This is a genomic window from Staphylococcus sp. MZ3 (genome assembly GCF_018622755.1).
GTDB lineage: Bacteria > Bacillota > Bacilli > Staphylococcales > Staphylococcaceae > Staphylococcus > Staphylococcus aureus.
On record NZ_CP076026.1, the window covers coordinates 923430 to 942746 of the forward strand.

The window sequence follows — 19317 nt, forward strand, 5'->3', positions numbered from 1 at the left end:
AAAGGAGAATTTAATTATGGAATTTAGAGAACAAGTATTAAATTTATTAGCAGAAGTAGCAGAAAATGATATTGTAAAAGAAAATCCAGACGTAGAAATTTTTGAAGAAGGTATTATTGATTCTTTCCAAACAGTTGGATTATTATTAGAGATTCAAAATAAACTTGATATCGAAGTATCTATTATGGACTTTGATAGAGATGAGTGGGCAACACCAAATAAAATCGTTGAAGCATTAGAAGAGTTACGATGAAATTAAAACCTTTTTTACCCATTTTAATTAGTGGAGCGGTATTCATTGTCTTTCTATTATTACCTGCTAGTTGGTTTACAGGATTAGTAAATGAAAAGACTGTAGAAGATAATAGAACTTCATTGACAGATCAAGTACTAAAAGGCACACTCATTCAAGATAAGTTATACGAATCAAACAAGTATTATCCTATATACGGCTCTAGTGAATTAGGTAAAGATGACCCATTTAATCCTGCAATTGCATTAAATAAGCATAACGCCAACAAAAAAGCATTCTTATTAGGTGCTGGTGGTTCTACAGACTTAATTAACGCAGTTGAACTTGCATCACAGTATGATAAATTAAAAGGTAAGAAATTAACATTTATTATTTCACCACAATGGTTTACAAACCATGGTTTAACGAATCAAAACTTTGATGCTCGTATGTCTCAAACTCAAATTAATCAAATGTTCCAGCAGAAAAACATGTCTACTGAATTAAAACGTCGTTATGCACAACGTTTATTACAGTTTCCACATGTACACAATAAAGAATACTTGAAATCTTATGCTAAAAACCCTAAAGAAACTAAAGATAGTTATATTTCTGGTTTTAAAGAGAATCAATTGATTAAAATAGAAGCGATTAAATCATTGTTTGCAATGGATAAATCTCCATTAGAACATGTTAAACCTGCTACAAAACCAGATGCTTCTTGGGATGAGATGAAACAAAAAGCAGTTGAAATTGGTAAAGCTGATACTACATCGAATAAATTTGGTATTAGAGATCAATACTGGAAATTAATTCAAGAAAGTAAGCGTAAAGTTAGACGTGACTACGAATTCAATGTTAATTCTCCAGAATTCCAAGATTTAGAATTACTTGTAAAAACAATGCGTGCTGCTGGTGCAGATGTTCAATATGTAAGTATTCCATCAAACGGTGTATGGTATGACCACATTGGTATCGATAAAGAACGTCGTCAAGCAGTTTATAAAAAAATCCATTCTACTGTTGTAGATAATGGTGGTAAAATTTACGATATGACTGATAAAGATTATGAAAAATATGTTATCAGTGATGCCGTACACATCGGTTGGAAAGGTTGGGTTTATATGGATGAGCAAATTGCGAAACATATGAAAGGTGAACCACAACCTGAAGTAGATAAACCTAAAAATTAAAATACAAATAGCACATAACTCAACGATTTTGATTGAGCGTATGTGCTATTTTTATATTTTAAATTTCATAGAATAGAATAGAAATATACGCTTGGATATGTGGCAATAATAAAATAATTAATCAGATAAATAGTATAAAATAACTTTCCCATCAGTCCAATTTGACAGCGAAAAAAGACAGGTAATAACTGATTATAAATAATTCAGTATTCCTGTCTTTGTTGTTATTCATAATATGTTCTGTTAACTTAATATCTTTATATTAGAATACTTGTTCTACTTCTATTACACCAGGCACTTCTTCGTGTAATGCACGCTCAATACCAGCTTTAAGAGTGATTGTAGAACTTGGGCATGTACCACATGCACCATGTAATTGTAATTTAACAATACCGTCTTCCACGTCAATCAATGAGCAGTCGCCACCATCACGTAATAAAAATGGACGAAGACGTTCAATAACTTCTGCTACTTGATCAAACATCGTTGTATCTTCAGTAGGCATCAGGCAAGTCTCCTTTCGAGAGATGAATTTGATAATCTTTATTAGTATATTATAATAGATAGTGTAATAAAAATCTATCAAACCAATGGGGGATAAATATATGGAGCACGTGAGTGTGGTAGTATATGGGGCAGATGTTATATGTGCAAGTTGCGTTAATGCGCCAACATCGAAAGATATTTATGACTGGCTACAGCCGCTATTAAAAAGAAAATACCCAAATATATCATTTAAATATACGTATATAGATATTACAAAAGATAATGACAACTTAACAGATCATGATTTACAATTTATTGAAAGAATAGAACAAGATGAACTATTTTATCCATTAATTACAATGAACGATGAATATGTAGCAGATGGTTATATACAAACAAAGCAAATCACTCGATTTATAGACCAAAAGCTTGTGAATGAATAATATACACATAACAAAAAGCAATGTCAGTAATAGTGTGAACTGACATTGCTTTTTAATTTTAACCATTATGATATTTATATAACCAAAGTACGCCGGATTTTAAAATAGAAGCGAGTCGTCCTGTTACAGTGCGGTCCATGATATATGCAAAACCTTGTTTATCTCCTAATGACCCAACGATACCTTGTACCTTTAGTTCCGGCATTTTGTCAGGTAATGGTTCATTTAGCCATTGCTTTTTAAGCACATCGGCAATTTGATCACCTTGAACTTCGGCTAACTGAGCACTTGGCGCATGTGGTAAATCAGCACAATCACCAACTACATAGACGTTACGATATGTTGGTACTTGATGATACTGGTTAACTATCACGCGTCCATTACTATTTATATCAATCGGCAAGTTACGAACAACTTCAACAGGTTGAATTCCTGCTGTCCATACAACTAAATCAATATCTTTAGGTTCATCACAGTTATATATTTTACCAGGTTCAACTTTATTAATATTTGAATTTGGAACAACGGTAACATTATTTTTGGCGAACCATTTCGCAACATACTTACTTAATTTTTCTGGAAAATTTCTTAAAATTCGCGGCCCACGGTCATAAAGATATATTTCCAAGTCTGATCTACTTTCTCTTAATTCGCTGGCAAGTTCTATGCCACTTAATCCAGCACCAACGATACCAACTTTAGCACCTTCTGGTAGTTCACTAATACTATGGAAAGTATCCCGAGCCTTTGAGAGTGTTTGAATACTATGTGTATATTCTTCGGCTCCTGGAACGTTATGATACTTATCTTCACATCCTAAACCAATGATTAGCTCATCATAATCAATTTTAGAATTACCGACTGAGACAATTTGAGCATCTAAATCTATGTCGTTAATTTCACCATAAACTGTATTCACTTGTGGATGATTAGGGAATTTCATGCGAACATCTTTATCTGATTTCGTGCCCGCAGCTAAAGCATAGAATTCTGGTTTCAATCCATGAAATGGCATACGATCAACTAATGTGACTGTATAATCTTGTGGTAAAGAAGTAGTTAAAATGCGTGACATGATACGCATATTACCATATCCGCCGCCTAACAAAACTAAGTTTTTCATAATGAAGTACCCCTTTTATATGTTAATATTTACTTTAATTTTGAAAAGATCAAAGTGCATAGATATATTTGTTAATGAACAGTTATAAAATGCAAGTGTCTTTGATTCATCAATAACCCCTAAAAAAGTAAATATGTATTTATATGCTTATTATATATTTTTTTGAAAATGACTACAAATAAATATTTGTACTAACTAAGGCACTATTACATAACTGGGATAAGAAACATCAGTTGTTGGTAATTGAGCACATCATGTTAAAATACCAGTTTTAAAATGCTATAATATTGTAACAAATGAAATAAGAAGGTGAAGTATGAATCCGATCGTAGAATTTTGTCTCTCTAACATGGCAAAAGGTGGAGATTATGTTTTTAATCAACTGGAAAATGACCCAGATGTCGATGTGTTAGAGTATGGTTGCCTGACACATTGTGGTATATGTTCAGCCGGGTTGTATGCTTTAGTAAATGGTGATATTGTTGAAGGTGATTCGCCGGAAGAATTATTACAAAATATATATGCACATATAAAAGAAACATGGATTTTTTAAGGAGGAGTTATCATGCCAACAGTTATATTAACAGAAGCAGCTGCCTACGAAGTAAAAGATATGCTTAAAGCAAATGAAATGCCAGATGGCTATTTAAAAATTAAAGTGAATGGTGGCGGGTGCACTGGTTTAACATACGGTATGGGTGCAGAAGAAGCGCCTGGTGAAAATGATGAAGTCTTAGAATACTTTGGATTAAAAGTATTAGTAGACAAAGAAGATGCACCCGTATTAAATGGTACGACTATTGATTTTAAGCAATCATTAATGGGTGGCGGTTTCCAAATCGACAATCCTAATGCAATTGCTTCATGTGGCTGTGGTAGTTCATTTAGAACTGCAAAAGTTGCAGGTAATCCTGAAAATTGCTAATAAAATAACTTTTTAATGGTTAACCCAATTTTTGGGATACAAATTGATATCAATTATGATTAGGGACATATTTGATTATGTCCTATTTTTACGTAAAGATATTTTGTTTTATTAAAAAGCTTATTGAAAATTAAGAATCTCACTATAAATAGTATTTTAAATGATCGTGATAACGGATACATTTTTAATCGAAATCAGGCTACGAAAAAATTAATTAATTTTTTCACAATCTGACTGAATCTTGCTTGAAAATATAACATAAAAGCTATAGAATTAGTATTGGATTAAAAATGTCTTTTTTGTGAACATCACAGGTTTTTACATAATTTAAAAGACTTAAATAACAAAATGATGATAAACTAGTATACATTGTGGTAAAAGTAGTAATGACCAGTTGTTACTAGTAATTATCAGCATTTGGTTAAAAAAATATGAAAGCTTAGGTGAAATTAAATGGCTCAAGATCGTAAAAAAGTACTTGTACTTGGTGCTGGTTATGCAGGTTTACAAACTGTAACTAAATTGCAAAAAGCGATATCAACAGAAGAAGCAGAAATTACGCTTATTAATAAAAATGAATATCACTATGAAGCAACATGGTTACATGAAGCATCAGCAGGTACACTAAACTATGAAGATGTATTATATCCTGTGGAAAGTGTCTTGAAGAAAGACAAAGTGAACTTTGTTCAAGCAGAAGTAACAAAAATTGACCGTGATGCTAAAAAGGTAGAAACAAATCAAGGTATTTATGACTTTGATATTTTAGTAGTAGCATTAGGTTTCGTTAGTGAAACATTCGGCATCGAAGGTATGAAAGATCATGCTTTCCAAATTGAAAATGTTATCACAGCACGTGAATTATCACGTCATATCGAAGACAAATTTGCTAACTATGCAGCATCAAAAGAAAAAGATGATAACGATTTATCTATCTTAGTTGGTGGTGCTGGATTCACTGGTGTTGAATTCTTAGGTGAATTAACAGACAGAATTCCTGAATTATGTAGCAAATATGGTGTGGATCAAAATAAAGTTAAAATCACTTGTGTTGAAGCAGCACCTAAAATGTTACCAATGTTCTCAGAAGAATTAGTTAACCACGCAGTTAGCTACTTAGAAGACCGCGGTGTTGAATTTAAAATTGCTACACCAATCGTTGCTTGTAACGAAAAAGGTTTTGTAGTTGAAGTAGATGGTGAAAAACAACAATTAAATGCAGGTACTTCAGTATGGGCAGCTGGTGTACGTGGTAGTAAATTAATGGAAGAATCATTTGAAGGCGTTAAACGTGGACGTATCGTTACAAAGCAAGATTTAACAATCAATGGTTACGACAACATTTTTGTTATTGGTGACTGTTCAGCGTTTATCCCAGCTGGAGAAGAACGTCCATTACCAACTACAGCACAAATTGCAATGCAACAAGGTGAAAGTGTTGCTAAAAACATTAAACGCATCTTAAACGGTGAATCAACTGAAGAATTCGAATACGTTGATCGTGGAACTGTTTGTTCTTTAGGTTCACATGACGGTGTAGGTATGGTATTTGGTAAACCTATCGCTGGTAAAAAAGCAGCATTCATGAAAAAAGTGATTGATACACGTGCGGTATTCAAAATCGGTGGTATCGGTTTAGCATTCAAAAAAGGTAAATTCTAGGCTTTAAATAAAGTTTCAGCTAAACACATAAAATTAAATTATTCATTTATAAAGTCCTTCAGTGTCACTGAAGGGCTTTATTGTTGTACAATTTGAAGTGAGTAACATATCAAATCTAAGGAGGTACATTATGAATTTTAAATTAAATAACACACTAAGCAACGAAATAAATACATTGATTATTGGTATACCAGAACATTTAAATCAGTTAGAGCGCATTAGTTTTAATCATATCGATATTACAGAATCACTTGAAAGACTAAAACATCAACATATTATTGGTAGTAAAGTTGGGAAGATTTATACAACTACATTTGATGTACAAGATCAAACATATCGTTTAATTACAGTTGGTTTAGGAAACTTAAAAGCACGTAGTTATCAAGATATGTTGAAAATATGGGGACATCTTTTCCAATACATAAAGTCAGAACACATTGAAGATACTTATTTACTTATGGATTCATTTATTTCAAAATATGATCAGTTATCAGATGTATTAATGGCATGCGGTATTCAAAGTGAGCGTGCAACATATGAATTCGATCATTATAAATCAAGTAAGAAGGCACCGTTTAAGACGAATTTAAACCTTATTAGTGAATCATTAATTGAATTAGATTTCATTCATGAGGGTATCAGTATTGGCCAATCCATTAATTTGGCAAGAGACTTTAGTAATATGCCACCGAATGTATTAACACCACAAACATTTGCAGAAGATATTGTTAATCATTTTAAAAATACAAAGGTCAAAGTAGATGTTAAAGATTATGATACTTTAGTTTCTGAAGGATTCGGACTTTTACAAGCAGTAGGTAAAGGTAGTAAGCATAAACCGAGATTAGTAACCATCACATATAATGGCAAAGACAAAGATGAAGCACCAATTGCCTTAGTTGGTAAAGGTATAACGTATGATTCTGGTGGTTATAGTATTAAAACGAAGAATGGCATGGCTACAATGAAGTTTGACATGTGTGGCGCTGCGAATGTCGTTGGTATCATTGAAGCGGCTAGTCGTTTACAACTGCCTGTAAATATTGTCGGAGTGCTTGCGTGTGCTGAAAATATGATAAATGAAGCATCAATGAAGCCAGATGATGTATTTACAGCATTAAGTGGTGAAACTGTAGAAGTAATGAATACAGACGCTGAAGGTAGATTAGTCCTTGCAGATGCTGTGTATTATGCAAATCAATATCAGCCTAGTGTGATTATGGACTTTGCTACATTAACGGGTGCAGCAATTGTTGCACTAGGCGATGATAAAGCTGCTGCATTTGAATCGAATAGTAAATTGATATTAAACGACATATTACAAATAAGTGCTAAAGTCGATGAAATGGTATTTGAATTACCGATTACTGCAACCGAACGAGCAAGTATTAAACACAGTGATATCGCTGATTTAGTTAACCATACGAATGGACAAGGTAAAGCGCTATTTGCGGCAAGTTTTGTAACACATTTTAGTGGTCAAACACCTCACATTCATTTCGATATTGCAGGTCCAGCAACGACTAATAAAGCTTCATATAATGGTCCAAAAGGGCCAACAGGATTTATGATTCCGACGATAGTACAATGGTTAAAACAACAATAATTTAATTATTTGCCTGATACAACTTGTGTCTTGATATACATTTCTAATTTAACTCTTGAAAGTATAAAGGATCGCATTGTATCAGGCATTTTCATTGTTGTAAGAAAATATAAATCGCATATCCTTGTGAGCATAAATCAACTTGACTAGCATTGCAAAAAAATATTATAAGCATATGTTCATTCAGTCAACGACTACTAATATTACATTTTAGAACTTAGGATTTTGATTGGTGTTCAAAGCTTGTAAAATTGTTTAATTTAATGAAAGCTAAAATTATTTTAAGAAAGACAATTAACTAAAAAATAAAGATTATTGGTATAGTTTGCTATTGACAGGTGTTAAAGCTACTGATACTATGTAGTCTATAAACGCTTTAGTTCGATAGAGTGATAAAGGATGGTTGTCATATGATAAATGCAGTAGTAATAGCAGTAATTTTAATGATTGTGCTATGTTTATGTCGATTAAACGTAGTTATAAGCTTATTTATCAGCGCGCTAGTTGGTGGCGTAGTATCAGGTATGAGCATTGAAAAAGTAATTAATGTATTCGGAAAAAATATAGTCGATGGTGCTGAGGTAGCATTAAGCTATGCCTTATTAGGTGGATTTGCAGCATTAATTTCATACAGTGGTATCACAGACTATTTAGTAGGAAAAATTATAAATGCAATTCACGCTGAAAATAGTCGATGGTCAAGAGTTAAAGTAAAAGTGACAATAATCATTGCATTATTAGCTATGAGTATCATGAGTCAAAACTTAATTCCTGTACATATTGCATTCATTCCAATTGTCATCCCACCATTGTTAAGTCTATTTAATGACTTAAAAATAGATAGACGTTTAATCGGTTTGATTATCGGTTTTGGTTTATGTTTCCCGTATGTGTTATTACCATATGGATTCGGTCAAATTTTCCAGCAAATTATTCAAAGTGGCTTTGCAAAGGCGAATCACCCAATTGAGTTTAATATGATTTGGAAAGCAATGCTTATTCCTTCAATGGGGTATATTGTTGGCTTACTTATCGGTTTATATGTATATCGTAAACCACGTGAATATGAAACACGTAAAATTTCAGATAGTGACAATGTTACAGAGTTAAAACCATATATCTTAATAGTAACAATTGTAGCAATACTAGCTACATTTTTAGTACAAACATTTACAGATTCAATGATTTTTGGTGCACTGGCAGGGGTACTCGTATTCTTTATTTCACGTGCATATAATTGGTATGAATTAGATGCTAAGTTTGTTGAAGGTATTAAAATTATGGCTTATATTGGTGTAGTTATTTTAACAGCAAATGGATTTGCTGGTGTAATGAATGCTACTGGTGATATAGATGAATTAGTTAAAACTTTAACAAGTATTACTGGTGATAATAAATTATTTAGCATTATCATGATGTATGTGATAGGTTTAATTGTCACTTTAGGTATTGGATCATCATTTGCAACAATTCCTATTATCGCATCATTATTCATTCCTTTTGGAGCGTCAATTGGACTAGATACAATGGCATTAATCGCATTGATTGGAACAGCGAGTGCATTAGGTGACTCAGGTTCACCTGCAAGTGATTCAACATTAGGACCAACTGCGGGATTAAATGTTGATGGCCAACATGATCATATACGTGATACATGTGTACCAAACTTCTTGTTTTATAATATTCCTTTAATGATTTTCGGTACTATTGCTGCTATGGTACTATAAGCATAAAGAGGTGAAAATATGACTCATTTATTAGAGACATTTGAGATGTCAATAGATCACCAGGAAGATGGTTTAGTTGTTATTTCTATGCCTGTTACTGATAAAGTAAAACAACCATTTGGATATTTACATGGTGGGGCTTCGATTGCTTTAGGTGAAACAGCATGTTCATTAGGATCTGCTAATCTAATTGATACAACCAAATTTATTCCATTAGGTTTAGAGATGAATGCTAACCATATTCATTCTGCTAAAGATGGTCGTGTTACTGCGACAGCTGAAATTATTCATCGAGGTAAGTCGACACATGTATGGGATATAAAAATTAAGAATGACAAAGAACAATTAATTACAGTTATGCGTGGTACAGTTGCTATTAAACCTTTAAAATAAAAGGGAATAAAAGAACTGCTAGCTGAAATGTTATGAGATATTCATAACTACGGCTAGCAGTTTTTTTATGCGCTATATTGTTGTAGTTTTAGAAATGCTTGTTCAATGCGTTCGGCAGCTTTACGGCCACCCATAACATTTCTACCAAATGGTCCTAATTCTAAGTCTGCAAAGCATCCTGCGACAAATAGATTTGGTATCCATTCTAATTTTTCGGAAATAACAGGGTAATTACATTCGTTGATAGGTGCATCATAATTTTGTATTAATTGCTTAATAAGTGGTTGTGACATAAAATCTTGTTCAAAACCAGTTGCAACCATAATCTGTTGATATGGAACAGAATTATTTTCAGTGTTAATTAAACCATCACTAATTTGAGTGATAGGTGTTTTATGCACATTTATACGACCATTTTTAATATGTTTTTTAAGGCGTAAGTACAGTTCGTGAGGCATTGATCCTTTATGACGTTCACGTTGTACAATGGCATTTCTTTCAGGCATGCTTTTAGTACTTAAAAATGTAGACATATTTTTCGGACCTAACCAACCAGGATCAGCATCAAAGTCATGTATTTCAATATCTTTATTTAGCCATAAATGAATCTTTTTATCGTTATCATGATTTAACAATTTAAGTGCAAGATGTGCAGCAGTAATGCCACTACCAACGATATGATCGGTCTTATCGTATACTACTTGATCATGTTCTTTCTCGAAGATATGATTTACATTCTGTTTGTCTTTTAAAATGTCAGGCATAAACGGAATATTTGTACTGCCTATTGCAATAACGACGCAATCTGTAGTGATAATTTGTCCATCTTCTAACTTGATATGCCATTTGTCTTCTTGTTTATCTAAAGTTTGAACTAAACCTTGAACCAAGCAATCCTCTAATTGATATTGTTTAGAAGCATGTGCAATATGATCCATAAACATTGTCAATTCAGGTCGTTGATAAGGACCATAAAAAGCATTTGTATATTGGTGCTGTTTAGCGAATTGTTTTAGATGGAACGGTTGTGGATGTACGTGATGTACAATCGGTGATCTTAAATAAGGCATTTCTATTCGATTTGTATATGAGTTAAACCTTTGGCAAAAAGTTTCGTGTGGGTCAATGATTGTTAATCGGTCTGTTGTTAATCCGCTTGATAATAGTTTTTGTGCGATTGCAGTTCCCTGTATGCCACCGCCAATAATTGTCCAATGCATAATAAAACCTCTCTTTTTTTAAAGCGTAATCGTTACGATTTATAATTATTATTATCATAATACATAACGACATGAAAGGCAATTAAATTAAAGAGATATACGTAGATAGGGCGAAGCTGTAGTCAAAGAAAAAAATCATTGAAAAAGAGGTAACAATGTCAAAAGAAAACAGCAGTAAAATCATTCCTAATTTGGAATCATCTTACTGCTGTTTGTTGTTGATTTATATTCATGATTTTGTTATATAATCTACAATTTTGTGTCTTTTAAGTCTTCTGAAATTTCATCAACTTTTGTCTTTTTAGTGTAAGGCGTTTTAATATTATATGCTGCTTTCATAATCATATGACTTGAAAGAGGACCTGTAATTAATACAAAGATAATCGCAACGATTAATTGCATATTTACAAAACCTTGAGTAGCAATAAAATATAAAAACGTACCAAATAGTAATGACATTGCACCTAATGTTGATGCTTTTCCGGCAGCATGTGCACGTGAATATACATCTTCAAGTCTCAATAATCCTATAGCTGCTAGGGCGCTAATTAAAGCACCGATGATAACAAAGATAAGTGCAAGACTAATCAGTATGATTTTGATCATGTTCAATCACCTTACCTTTGTCCATAAATTTAGAGAATACTGCAGTACCTAAAAAAGCTAATATACCAATCATCATAATAACGACAATCATGTATTTAATATTTAATAAAATACTGAATAATGCTATAACTGCCATTAATTGAAGACCAATCGCATCTAATGCGACAACACGATCGGCAAGTGATGGGCCTAGCACAACGCGAATGAGCATAGCTAACATAGAAATGACAACTATGATTAATGCAATAACGATAATAACATTATGATTCATTATATTTCGCCCACCTCTCTTACAATTTTCTCTAATGATGTTTTAATACTTTCTACTTCTTGCTCTTTAGTTGAAAAATCTATGGCATGAATATAAATTTTTGTACGATCGTCACTTACACCAAGCACTACAGTACCAGGTGTTAATGTAATTAAATTAGACAGCAAGACAATTTGCCAATCTTTTTTTAAATCTGTGTGATAAACAAAGAATCCTGGTTCGTTTTTAATCGAAGGTTTAATAATAATTTTCAAAACATCAAAATTAGCTTTAATCAGTTCGATTAAGAAAATAATAACTAATTTAATAATACGATATAGCGTGATGACATAAAATCTACCTGGTAACACTCTGTGTAAGAGGTAAACAAGAACTAGGCCAAAGATGAAACCTAACACAAAGTTATTTGTTGTGTAACTATTTGTTACAAACAACCAAAACACTGCGATAATAAAGTTTAATACTAATTGTACAGCCATGTTATTTACCTCCTAATACAGCTTTAACGTAGGTTGATGGATTGTAGAATGTTTCTGCACCAGCTTTTACCATTGGATATAAGTAATCTGCTGACAATCCATATAAAACAGTTATCACAACTGCAACGATTGCAATCGTAGTTAAATATTTGACGTCGACTTTGTTATTAAGATCATATCCTTTTGGTTGACCGAAAAAGCCTTGTAGGAATATGCGAATGACAGAATATAATACGACTAAACTTGATAATAAGACGATGACACCACTTAAATAAAATCCTCTTTCAAATGTTGATTGGACAATGAAAAATTTTCCATAAAAGCCACTGAGTGGGGGAATGCCAGCTAAACTTAATGCTGCGATAAAGAATGACCAACCAAGTACAGGATATCGTTTAATTAAGCCACCAAATTGTCTTAAATCAGCAGTGCCTGTAATTTTAATCATAATTCCGATAAGCAAGAATAATGCAAGTTTTACTAACATGTCGTGCAATGTATAGTAAATAGCCCCAATCATACCTGACTCTGTCATCATTGCAACGCCGACTAAGATCACACCTACAGCAATCATGACATTGTATAGGATGATTTTTTTAATGTTGGCATATGCAACAGCACCGACACAACCAAAGATGATCGTTAATAGTGCTAAGAATAAAATGACATAATGTGAAAAGCTTACATTATCACTAAAGAATAGGCTTAATGTTCTAGCGATTGCATAAACACCAACTTTTGTTAACAAAGCACCAAAGAATGCAATGATTGGAATTGGTGGTGCATAGTATGCACTAGGTAACCAAACAAACATTGGGAATACGCCAGCTTTTGTAGCAAAAACAAAGATAAATAGTATGAAAACGATATTGACTAAGCCACTGTCATGCGCTGAAAGGTTAGCTAATTTATTGCTTATATCTGCTAGATTCAATGTTCCTACTACTGAATATAAAATCGCTACACCCATTACGAAGAAGGATGACGATACAACGTTAACAAGAACATATTTGATTGTTTCTTGTAGTTGAATTTTTGTAGAACCAATTACTAATAAGAAATAAGATGACATTAAAAATACTTCGAAAAATACGAATAGGTTGAAAATGTCACCAGTTGTGAATGCACCAATGATACCTATTAACATAAATAGTACTGAAAAATAATAATAATATCTTTCACGTTCAATACCAATTGTTTGGTATGAATATAAAATCACAATAGCTGTAATAATAATACTAGTAATTATTAGTAGGGCACTGAATATGTCTAATACAAAGACAATACTGTATGGTGCTTTCCATGAACCTAGCTCTACGCGTATTGGTCCATGTTTAACAACATTTGCTAAATTGATAATTGCCGCGACCAAGGTTAATAATGTACCGCCTAGTGCGACATAACGCTTTATAATAGGACGCTTTCCAATAAAGACAAGTAATATGGCTGTAATTACTGGAATAACTAGCGTTAACACAAGCATATTACTTTCAATCATCTTCTGGAACTCCTTTCATACACTCAACGTTATCTGTGCCTAATTCTTTATATGTTCTAAATGCTAATACTAAGAAAAAGGCTGTTGTCGCAAAGGCGATAACGATTGCTGTTAAAATAAGTGCTTGCGGGATAGGATCAACATAGCTTTTTACGTTCGCTTCATAAATTGGAACAGTACCATGTTTAAGTCCGCCCATAGTTATTAAAAATAAGTTTGCTGCATGTGTTAATAGTGTAGTTCCCATAACAATTCGTATCAGACTTTTAGACAAAACGAGATAGACACTTATTGCTGTGAGAATACCACTAACAAAAATCATAATAATTTCCACTATTCGTTCTCTCCAATCGAAATAATAATTGTCATGACAGTACCAACTACTGCACATAAAACACCGAAATCAAAGAATACTGCTGTTGTCATATGAACAGGTTCTAATATAAATAACGGTATATCAAATGTGACATGCGTAAAGAAATTTTTGCCTAAAAACCAACTTGCGATAGGCGTCGCAATACAAAAAACTAATCCGATACCTATCAAGATTTTAAAATCTAATGGGAAAATTTTACGCATTGTTTCTATATCAAATGCAATCGTAATGATAACAAGTGAACTTGCGAATAATAATCCGCCGACGAAACCGCCACCAGGTGTATAATGTCCTGCTAAGAAAAGTGAAAAACCAAAGACCATTACCATGAAAAAGATAATAACTGCAGCAAATTGCAAAATTAGATCATTTTGTTGTCTATTCATGATTTTTCACCTCGTTACCTTGCGTTTGACGCTTTTTACGTAATTTAATCATTGTATATACAGCTAATCCTGCGATACCAAGCACAGATGACTCGAATAAAGTATCCATACCACGGAAATCAACAAGTATGACGTTTACCATGTTTTTACCGTGAGCTAAATCATAAACGTGCTCTTGATAAAACTTAGATATCGATTCAAAATGTCTATTTCCGTATGCAATTAAACCGATAATAATGACGGACAAACCAACACCACCAGCAATTAAAGCATTAGTAAGCTGGAATGAGCGCTTTTCATTATAACGATTTAAATTTGGTAAGTGGTAGAAGCATAATAAGAACAATGCTGTTGAAATAGATTCAACGACAAACTGTGTCAATGCTAAGTCGGGTGCTTTAAAGAATATAAACAATACAGACACAGCATATCCAACTGCACTTAACATAATGATGCTAAATAATCTTGATTTAGCGAAAAGAATTAAAAAGGCAGCACTTAATAATAAAATTACGATACAAACTTCGAAAATTCTAATCGGACTAACGTCTTTAAAATTAATGTTGAAAGGTACTGAGAATAAAGTGACAAATGTTAATAAAATTAATGCACCAAAAATGATAACTAAATTATTACGTGAATAATCGGTAACATAGCTATTCGTCATCTTTTCAGAGTAGTTTGGAATAACATTTGCACTTCTGTTGTACCAATAATTGAATGTTAGTTTACCAGGTTGTCGTTGCAACAATTTCACCCAATAACTAAATGTCACAATTAGTAAGATACCTAAAATATAAATCACTAATGTTGATAAAAAGGCAGGCGTTAATCCATGGAACATATGGAATTCAACATCATCAATTACCGTATGATTAATCAAAGATGTAGCTGGTTCAATAATCGAATTAGTTAAAATGCCAGGGAATAAACCAAATACAATTACTAATGTAGCTAAAATAGCTGGTGATAAAAGCATTAATATTGATACTTCGTGTGCTTTTTTAGGTAATTGTTCAGGTTTATATTGTCCGAAAAATATATGCATTATAAATTTAATTGAATATACAAATGTAAAGACACTGCCCACTATACCAATGATTGGGAATAGGTAGCCTAATGTATCAACACTGAATAAATTTGCTTGGCTTGCTGTAAATGTTGTTTCTAAAAATGATTCTTTTGATAAGAAACCATTGAACGGTGGTACACCAGCCATACTTAATGCTGTAATAACAGTGATTGTAAATGAAATAGGCATAATTGTTAGTAAGCCACCTAATTTCTTAACATCACGTGTACCAGTAGAATGATCCACTGCGCCTGTAATCATAAATAGGGCACCTTTAAATGTTGCATGGTTGATTAAATGGAATATTGCAGCCGTAAATGCAGCAGCATATATTTTGCTATCATCGCCTTGATAGTGATAACTAATGGCACCGATTCCAAGCATCGCCATAATCATACCTAATTGGGATACTGTTGAAAATGCCAGTATACCTTTCAAGTCTTGTTGTTTTGTTGCGTTTAGCGAAGCCCAGAATAACGTAATTAAACCAACGAGTGTGACAGTCCATACCCAACCTTGCGATGCTGCGAAGATTGGTGTCATTCGAGCGATTAAATATAACCCTGCTTTAACCATTGTTGCTGAATGAAGATAAGCACTGACTGGTGTAGGTGCTTCCATTGCATCTGGTAGCCAAATATAAAATGGAAACTGAGCAGATTTTGTAAAAGCACCAATCATGATTAAAATCATCGCAAAAATGAAGAATGGGCTATTTTGAATTTCAGAAGCATGTTGAATCATGTACTGAATGCTAAATGATTGTGTTGGTATAGCGAGTAAGATGATACCACCTAATAATGATAGACCACCAAATACTGTGATTATGAGCGATTTTTGAGCACCATATATAGATGCTTGTCGTTCGCGCCAGAATGAAATAAGTAAAAAACTAGAAAATGACGTTAGCTCCCAGAATAAATATAGAATAATAACATTATCTGAAAGTACGACACCTAACATTGCACCCATAAATAGTAATAAATAACAATAAAAATTCCCTAGTTGTTCTGACTTACTTAAGTAGCCGATTGAATATAATACTACTAAACTGCCGATTCCTGAAATAAGCAAACTAAAGAGTAAACCTAAGCCATCAAGATATAAATCAAAGTTCATACCAAAATGAGGCATCCAATTTAAGGTTTTCATTACAGTATTACCTGACATCGTCGTTTTAATTAATGTAAGCATATAAATAAATATGACGATAGGGACAGGTAATACGAACCATCCTAAATGTATACGTTTAAAAAATCTATACAGGATAGGAATAATGAGTGCGAATATTAACGGTAATATCACCGCAATATGTAACAAACTCACTATGTTGTCCTCCTTTAAAAAATATTTATGTTATTCATTATACATGAATGATATAGTTCTGAAAAACGTACACACTCCTTGTTGTGCTTTATTTTCAGAAGTATTTAAATAAGAAGAAACACGTCATTTTTTATTTAAAATTTTCTTTGTATTGAAGTGAATAATCTTCTTTTAAGCGTGCTAAACTAGCTAAAGACATTTCAGCATGTTTTGTTTGCTGAGCTTTAAGTTTAGTTTCTAAATCTGTAATTGCTTGTTGAAGTGAATCTTCATAGCGCAATACATCAACATTGAAGTCGCGTAATTGTGAACGTTTCGTATAGCGTTTTTCAAAATGGCTTAATGCTTTGCGTTCATGGAAAAATACACCTTCAGTTTCAGTAGGGTTATGTAAATCACCTTGTTTCGGGTGTTTGATAACTTGTTCAACTTTAACAAGGACATCGTCTCCATTTTCTTCAACAATCGTGACACCATAGCTACCTGTTTTGTGTGAAAATCGATATAGCTTCATGCTATTTTCCTCCCTTAAAAGTATGTTAATATATATGTATCATAACATGAATGGAGAATATAAATGGCTAACTATCCACAGTTAAACAAAGAAGTACAACAAGGTGAAATTAAAGTGGTTATGCACACAAATAAAGGTGACATTACATTCAAATTATTTCCAAATATTGCACCAAAAACAGTTGAAAATTTTGTGACACATGCAAAAAATGGTTATTATGATGGAATAACATTCCACCGTGTCATTAATGACTTCATGATTCAAGGTGGCGATCCAACAGCTACTGGTATGGGTGGCGAAAGTATTTATGGCGGTGCTTTTGAAGATGAATTTTCATTAAATGCATTTAACTTATATGGCGCATTATCAATGGCTAACTCAGGACCTAATACTAATGGTTCACAATTTTTCATTGTTCAAATGAAAGAAGTACCTCAAAATATGTTAAGTCAACTTGCAGATGGTGGTTGGCCACAACCAATCGTTGATGCATATGGCGAGAAGGGTGGTACACCATGGTTAGATCAAAAACATACAGTATTCGGTCAAATCATTGATGGTGAAACTACATTAGAAGATATTGCAAATACAAAAGTGGGACCACAAGACAAACCACTTCATGATGTTGTAATTGAATCTATTGATGTTGAAGAATAATATCTAAACATAATTAACTACCAACATTTTAAACTCGGATAAAGCTAATTTATGAATGGATTAGTATATATTCCAACGAAAACAAATAAAATAACATGATGAGCAATCTCAATATATTTATCAAGAAAGCACAGTTTTTAAATAGATGTGTATTTTAAAGATAATAGTTGAGGTTGCTTTTTATGTTTATACAGAGAATTGGTATTCAAATAGTTAATAAATTGAAAACAAAGTAGCTGGATATCATATTGATTTAGATAGGAATTTGTTGCTAATTTTATTTGTAAATCCAAGTTTGTAGAATTCTTATTCATTTATAAAATAATATTCGTATGATTTGATGTTTTAATTAGTCCACCATTTCGATTTGTGCTATGATAATAGTGTTAAGTAAACGAAATAAGGGGTTATTAAGTTGAATAACTACAAAATTGGCCAACATATCAAGGTGCGTGTAACTGGTATTCAACCATACGGTGCGTTTGTTGAGACCCCTAATCATACTGAAGGACTGATTCATATATCAGAAATTATGGATGACTACGTTCATAATTTGAAGAAATTTCTATCAGAAGGCCAAATTGTTAAAGCTAAAATTTTGTCTATAGATGATGAAGGAAAGCTTAATCTATCATTAAAGGATAATGATTACTTCAAAAATTATGAGCGTAAGAAGGAAAAACAATCAGTATTAGATGAAATCAGAGAAACAGAAAAATATGGGTTTCAAACACTTAAAGAACGCTTACCAATCTGGATAAAACAGTCAAAGCGAGCAATTCGAAACGACTAAAGGAACAGATAAATCGTACCGAAAATCATACAAAGGGTCTGAAATGAAAGTTTCTTAGACTATAAAAGAGATTAGTATCTATTAAATTTTATTAGATACTAATCTCTTTTTGTCTACGATAACGTAATATGATTGATTCTATTTACACGTACAAATGGTTTAAGGTGACATATCCATTATCTTTGATAGATAGAATCATTGATTTGCAATATTGTATGTGGATTTGTTTTTTTATTTATTTTAGAAATGAGAACTACAACTTAAAGTATTAAACGAATTGCAACTATATAAACAGATAATTGGAGAATGAAAAAATTACATGTTATAGT

At 32.6% G+C, this 19317-nt stretch carries 22 protein-coding genes; 11 read left to right on the forward strand and 11 right to left on the reverse strand.

Annotated features, from left to right (window positions below; all coding sequences use genetic code 11):
• The first annotated feature begins 16 nt into the window (after window positions 1-16).
• On the forward strand, window positions 17-253 hold the full coding sequence (gene dltC / locus KI230_RS04525; RefSeq protein WP_000395692.1) for a D-alanine--poly(phosphoribitol) ligase subunit 2: 237 nt from the start codon (window positions 17-19) through the stop codon (window positions 251-253).
• The gene (dltD, locus tag KI230_RS04530; protein WP_000769416.1) at window positions 250-1425 is read left to right on the forward strand and encodes a D-alanyl-lipoteichoic acid biosynthesis protein DltD; all 1176 of its coding nucleotides are present in this window, start codon (window positions 250-252) and stop codon (window positions 1423-1425) included. Before dltC ends, dltD begins: the two co-directional genes overlap by 4 nt.
• Before the next feature lie 262 nt (window positions 1426-1687).
• Here dltD and KI230_RS04535 read toward each other — a convergent pair whose 3' ends face one another.
• Window positions 1688-1930 carry a NifU family protein gene (locus KI230_RS04535; protein WP_001141883.1) on the reverse strand — a complete coding sequence of 81 codons (243 nt, stop codon included), beginning with the start codon at window positions 1928-1930 and terminating at the stop codon, window positions 1688-1690.
• Between the two features lie 100 nt (window positions 1931-2030).
• Here KI230_RS04535 and KI230_RS04540 point away from each other — a divergent pair, with 100 nt between their 5' ends.
• Window positions 2031-2354 carry a YuzD family protein gene (locus tag KI230_RS04540; protein ID WP_000401414.1) on the forward strand — a complete coding sequence of 108 codons (324 nt, stop codon included), beginning with the start codon at window positions 2031-2033 and terminating at the stop codon, window positions 2352-2354.
• Window positions 2355-2412: 58 nt separating this feature from the next.
• Here the strand turns inward: KI230_RS04540 and KI230_RS04545 are convergent, their stop codons facing one another.
• Window positions 2413-3477 (reverse strand): NAD(P)/FAD-dependent oxidoreductase, encoded by a 1065-nt coding sequence (locus tag KI230_RS04545; RefSeq protein WP_000794020.1) that lies wholly within the window; start codon window positions 3475-3477, stop codon window positions 2413-2415.
• Window positions 3478-3793: 316 nt separating this feature from the next.
• On the opposite strand from KI230_RS04545, the gene KI230_RS04550 reads away from it, so the two are divergent.
• The 6 genes from KI230_RS04550 to KI230_RS04575 all read left to right on the forward strand — a co-directional run bounded on the left by KI230_RS04550 (window position 3794) and on the right by KI230_RS04575 (window position 9790).
• Window positions 3794-4030, forward strand: a complete 237-nt coding sequence (locus KI230_RS04550) for a YuzB family protein (protein WP_001068337.1) — start codon at window positions 3794-3796, stop codon at window positions 4028-4030.
• A gap of 12 nt (window positions 4031-4042) precedes the next feature.
• On the forward strand, window positions 4043-4402 hold the full coding sequence (locus KI230_RS04555) for a HesB/IscA family protein (RefSeq protein WP_001143495.1): 360 nt from the start codon (window positions 4043-4045) through the stop codon (window positions 4400-4402).
• 453 nt (window positions 4403-4855) lie between these two features.
• A complete protein-coding gene (locus KI230_RS04560) occupies window positions 4856-6064 on the forward strand; it encodes an NAD(P)/FAD-dependent oxidoreductase (protein ID WP_000046076.1) in 1209 nt (402 codons plus the stop codon).
• A 130-nt stretch (window positions 6065-6194) separates the two neighbouring features.
• A complete protein-coding gene (locus tag KI230_RS04565; protein WP_045178090.1) occupies window positions 6195-7670 on the forward strand; it encodes a M17 family metallopeptidase in 1476 nt (491 codons plus the stop codon).
• A gap of 410 nt (window positions 7671-8080) precedes the next feature.
• Window positions 8081-9397 carry a Na+/H+ antiporter family protein gene (locus KI230_RS04570; RefSeq protein ID WP_000606334.1) on the forward strand — a complete coding sequence of 439 codons (1317 nt, stop codon included), beginning with the start codon at window positions 8081-8083 and terminating at the stop codon, window positions 9395-9397.
• Window positions 9398-9415: 18 nt separating this feature from the next.
• Window positions 9416-9790 (forward strand): PaaI family thioesterase, encoded by a 375-nt coding sequence (locus tag KI230_RS04575; RefSeq protein ID WP_000149295.1) that lies wholly within the window; start codon window positions 9416-9418, stop codon window positions 9788-9790.
• A 65-nt stretch (window positions 9791-9855) separates the two neighbouring features.
• Here the strand turns inward: KI230_RS04575 and KI230_RS04580 are convergent, their stop codons facing one another.
• The 9 genes from KI230_RS04580 to KI230_RS04620 all read right to left on the reverse strand — a co-directional run bounded on the left by KI230_RS04580 (window position 9856) and on the right by KI230_RS04620 (window position 17538).
• Window positions 9856-11010 carry an FAD/NAD(P)-binding protein gene (locus KI230_RS04580; protein ID WP_044288776.1) on the reverse strand — a complete coding sequence of 385 codons (1155 nt, stop codon included), beginning with the start codon at window positions 11008-11010 and terminating at the stop codon, window positions 9856-9858.
• 249 nt (window positions 11011-11259) lie between these two features.
• Complete coding sequence (mnhG1, locus tag KI230_RS04585; RefSeq protein WP_000590451.1) at window positions 11260-11616, reverse strand: Na+/H+ antiporter Mnh1 subunit G; 357 nt, start codon at window positions 11614-11616, stop codon at window positions 11260-11262.
• Window positions 11594-11887, reverse strand: a complete 294-nt coding sequence (gene mnhF1, locus KI230_RS04590; protein WP_001016306.1) for a Na+/H+ antiporter Mnh1 subunit F — start codon at window positions 11885-11887, stop codon at window positions 11594-11596. Before mnhF1 ends, mnhG1 begins: the two co-directional genes overlap by 23 nt.
• Window positions 11887-12366: a Na+/H+ antiporter Mnh1 subunit E gene (gene mnhE1 / locus KI230_RS04595; RefSeq protein ID WP_000290674.1), complete on the reverse strand. Its 480-nt coding sequence runs from the start codon at window positions 12364-12366 to the stop codon at window positions 11887-11889. The genes mnhF1 and mnhE1 overlap by 1 nt, the downstream gene beginning before the upstream one ends.
• A gap of 1 nt (window position 12367) precedes the next feature.
• Window positions 12368-13864, reverse strand: a complete 1497-nt coding sequence (mnhD1, locus tag KI230_RS04600) for a Na+/H+ antiporter Mnh1 subunit D (RefSeq protein ID WP_000573077.1) — start codon at window positions 13862-13864, stop codon at window positions 12368-12370.
• A complete protein-coding gene (gene mnhC1, locus KI230_RS04605; RefSeq protein WP_000402802.1) occupies window positions 13857-14198 on the reverse strand; it encodes a Na+/H+ antiporter Mnh1 subunit C in 342 nt (113 codons plus the stop codon). The genes mnhD1 and mnhC1 overlap by 8 nt, the downstream gene beginning before the upstream one ends.
• Window positions 14198-14626, reverse strand: a complete 429-nt coding sequence (gene mnhB1 / locus KI230_RS04610) for a Na+/H+ antiporter Mnh1 subunit B (protein WP_001081626.1) — start codon at window positions 14624-14626, stop codon at window positions 14198-14200. The genes mnhC1 and mnhB1 overlap by 1 nt, the downstream gene beginning before the upstream one ends.
• Window positions 14619-17024: a Na+/H+ antiporter Mnh1 subunit A gene (gene mnhA1, locus KI230_RS04615; protein WP_045178084.1), complete on the reverse strand. Its 2406-nt coding sequence runs from the start codon at window positions 17022-17024 to the stop codon at window positions 14619-14621. The genes mnhB1 and mnhA1 overlap by 8 nt, the downstream gene beginning before the upstream one ends.
• A gap of 130 nt (window positions 17025-17154) precedes the next feature.
• The gene (locus KI230_RS04620) at window positions 17155-17538 is read right to left on the reverse strand and encodes a kinase-associated lipoprotein B (RefSeq protein WP_000781162.1); all 384 of its coding nucleotides are present in this window, start codon (window positions 17536-17538) and stop codon (window positions 17155-17157) included.
• Window positions 17539-17601: 63 nt separating this feature from the next.
• Between KI230_RS04620 and KI230_RS04625 the strand changes: the two genes are divergently transcribed.
• Together KI230_RS04625 and ygs are read left to right on the forward strand one after the other, a co-directional pair.
• A complete protein-coding gene (locus tag KI230_RS04625) occupies window positions 17602-18195 on the forward strand; it encodes a peptidylprolyl isomerase (protein ID WP_214958333.1) in 594 nt (197 codons plus the stop codon).
• Window positions 18196-18610: 415 nt separating this feature from the next.
• A complete protein-coding gene (ygs, locus tag KI230_RS04630; protein ID WP_001067294.1) occupies window positions 18611-18988 on the forward strand; it encodes a S1 domain-containing post-transcriptional regulator Ygs in 378 nt (125 codons plus the stop codon).
• The last annotated feature ends 329 nt before the right edge of the window (window positions 18989-19317 follow it).

What these genes read in the sequence shown, in the direction of transcription:
- dltC (WP_000395692.1), top strand. Translation starts at nt 17, where the DNA reads ATGGAATTTAGAGAACAAGTATTAAATTTATTAGCAGAAGTAGCAGAA.
- dltD (WP_000769416.1), top strand. Translation starts at nt 250, where the DNA reads ATGAAATTAAAACCTTTTTTACCCATTTTAATTAGTGGAGCGGTATTC.
- KI230_RS04535 (WP_001141883.1), bottom strand. Translation starts at nt 1,930, where the DNA reads ATGCCTACTGAAGATACAACGATGTTTGATCAAGTAGCAGAAGTTATT.
- KI230_RS04540 (WP_000401414.1), top strand. Translation starts at nt 2,031, where the DNA reads ATGGAGCACGTGAGTGTGGTAGTATATGGGGCAGATGTTATATGTGCA.
- KI230_RS04545 (WP_000794020.1), bottom strand. Translation starts at nt 3,477, where the DNA reads ATGAAAAACTTAGTTTTGTTAGGCGGCGGATATGGTAATATGCGTATC.
- KI230_RS04550 (WP_001068337.1), top strand. Translation starts at nt 3,794, where the DNA reads ATGAATCCGATCGTAGAATTTTGTCTCTCTAACATGGCAAAAGGTGGA.
- KI230_RS04555 (WP_001143495.1), top strand. Translation starts at nt 4,043, where the DNA reads ATGCCAACAGTTATATTAACAGAAGCAGCTGCCTACGAAGTAAAAGAT.
- KI230_RS04560 (WP_000046076.1), top strand. Translation starts at nt 4,856, where the DNA reads ATGGCTCAAGATCGTAAAAAAGTACTTGTACTTGGTGCTGGTTATGCA.
- KI230_RS04565 (WP_045178090.1), top strand. Translation starts at nt 6,195, where the DNA reads ATGAATTTTAAATTAAATAACACACTAAGCAACGAAATAAATACATTG.
- KI230_RS04570 (WP_000606334.1), top strand. Translation starts at nt 8,081, where the DNA reads ATGATAAATGCAGTAGTAATAGCAGTAATTTTAATGATTGTGCTATGT.
- KI230_RS04575 (WP_000149295.1), top strand. Translation starts at nt 9,416, where the DNA reads ATGACTCATTTATTAGAGACATTTGAGATGTCAATAGATCACCAGGAA.
- KI230_RS04580 (WP_044288776.1), bottom strand. Translation starts at nt 11,010, where the DNA reads ATGCATTGGACAATTATTGGCGGTGGCATACAGGGAACTGCAATCGCA.
- mnhG1 (WP_000590451.1), bottom strand. Translation starts at nt 11,616, where the DNA reads ATGATCAAAATCATACTGATTAGTCTTGCACTTATCTTTGTTATCATC.
- mnhF1 (WP_001016306.1), bottom strand. Translation starts at nt 11,887, where the DNA reads ATGAATCATAATGTTATTATCGTTATTGCATTAATCATAGTTGTCATT.
- mnhE1 (WP_000290674.1), bottom strand. Translation starts at nt 12,366, where the DNA reads ATGGCTGTACAATTAGTATTAAACTTTATTATCGCAGTGTTTTGGTTG.
- mnhD1 (WP_000573077.1), bottom strand. Translation starts at nt 13,864, where the DNA reads ATGATTGAAAGTAATATGCTTGTGTTAACGCTAGTTATTCCAGTAATT.
- mnhB1 (WP_001081626.1), bottom strand. Translation starts at nt 14,626, where the DNA reads ATGAATAGACAACAAAATGATCTAATTTTGCAATTTGCTGCAGTTATT.
- KI230_RS04620 (WP_000781162.1), bottom strand. Translation starts at nt 17,538, where the DNA reads ATGAAGCTATATCGATTTTCACACAAAACAGGTAGCTATGGTGTCACG.
- KI230_RS04625 (WP_214958333.1), top strand. Translation starts at nt 17,602, where the DNA reads ATGGCTAACTATCCACAGTTAAACAAAGAAGTACAACAAGGTGAAATT.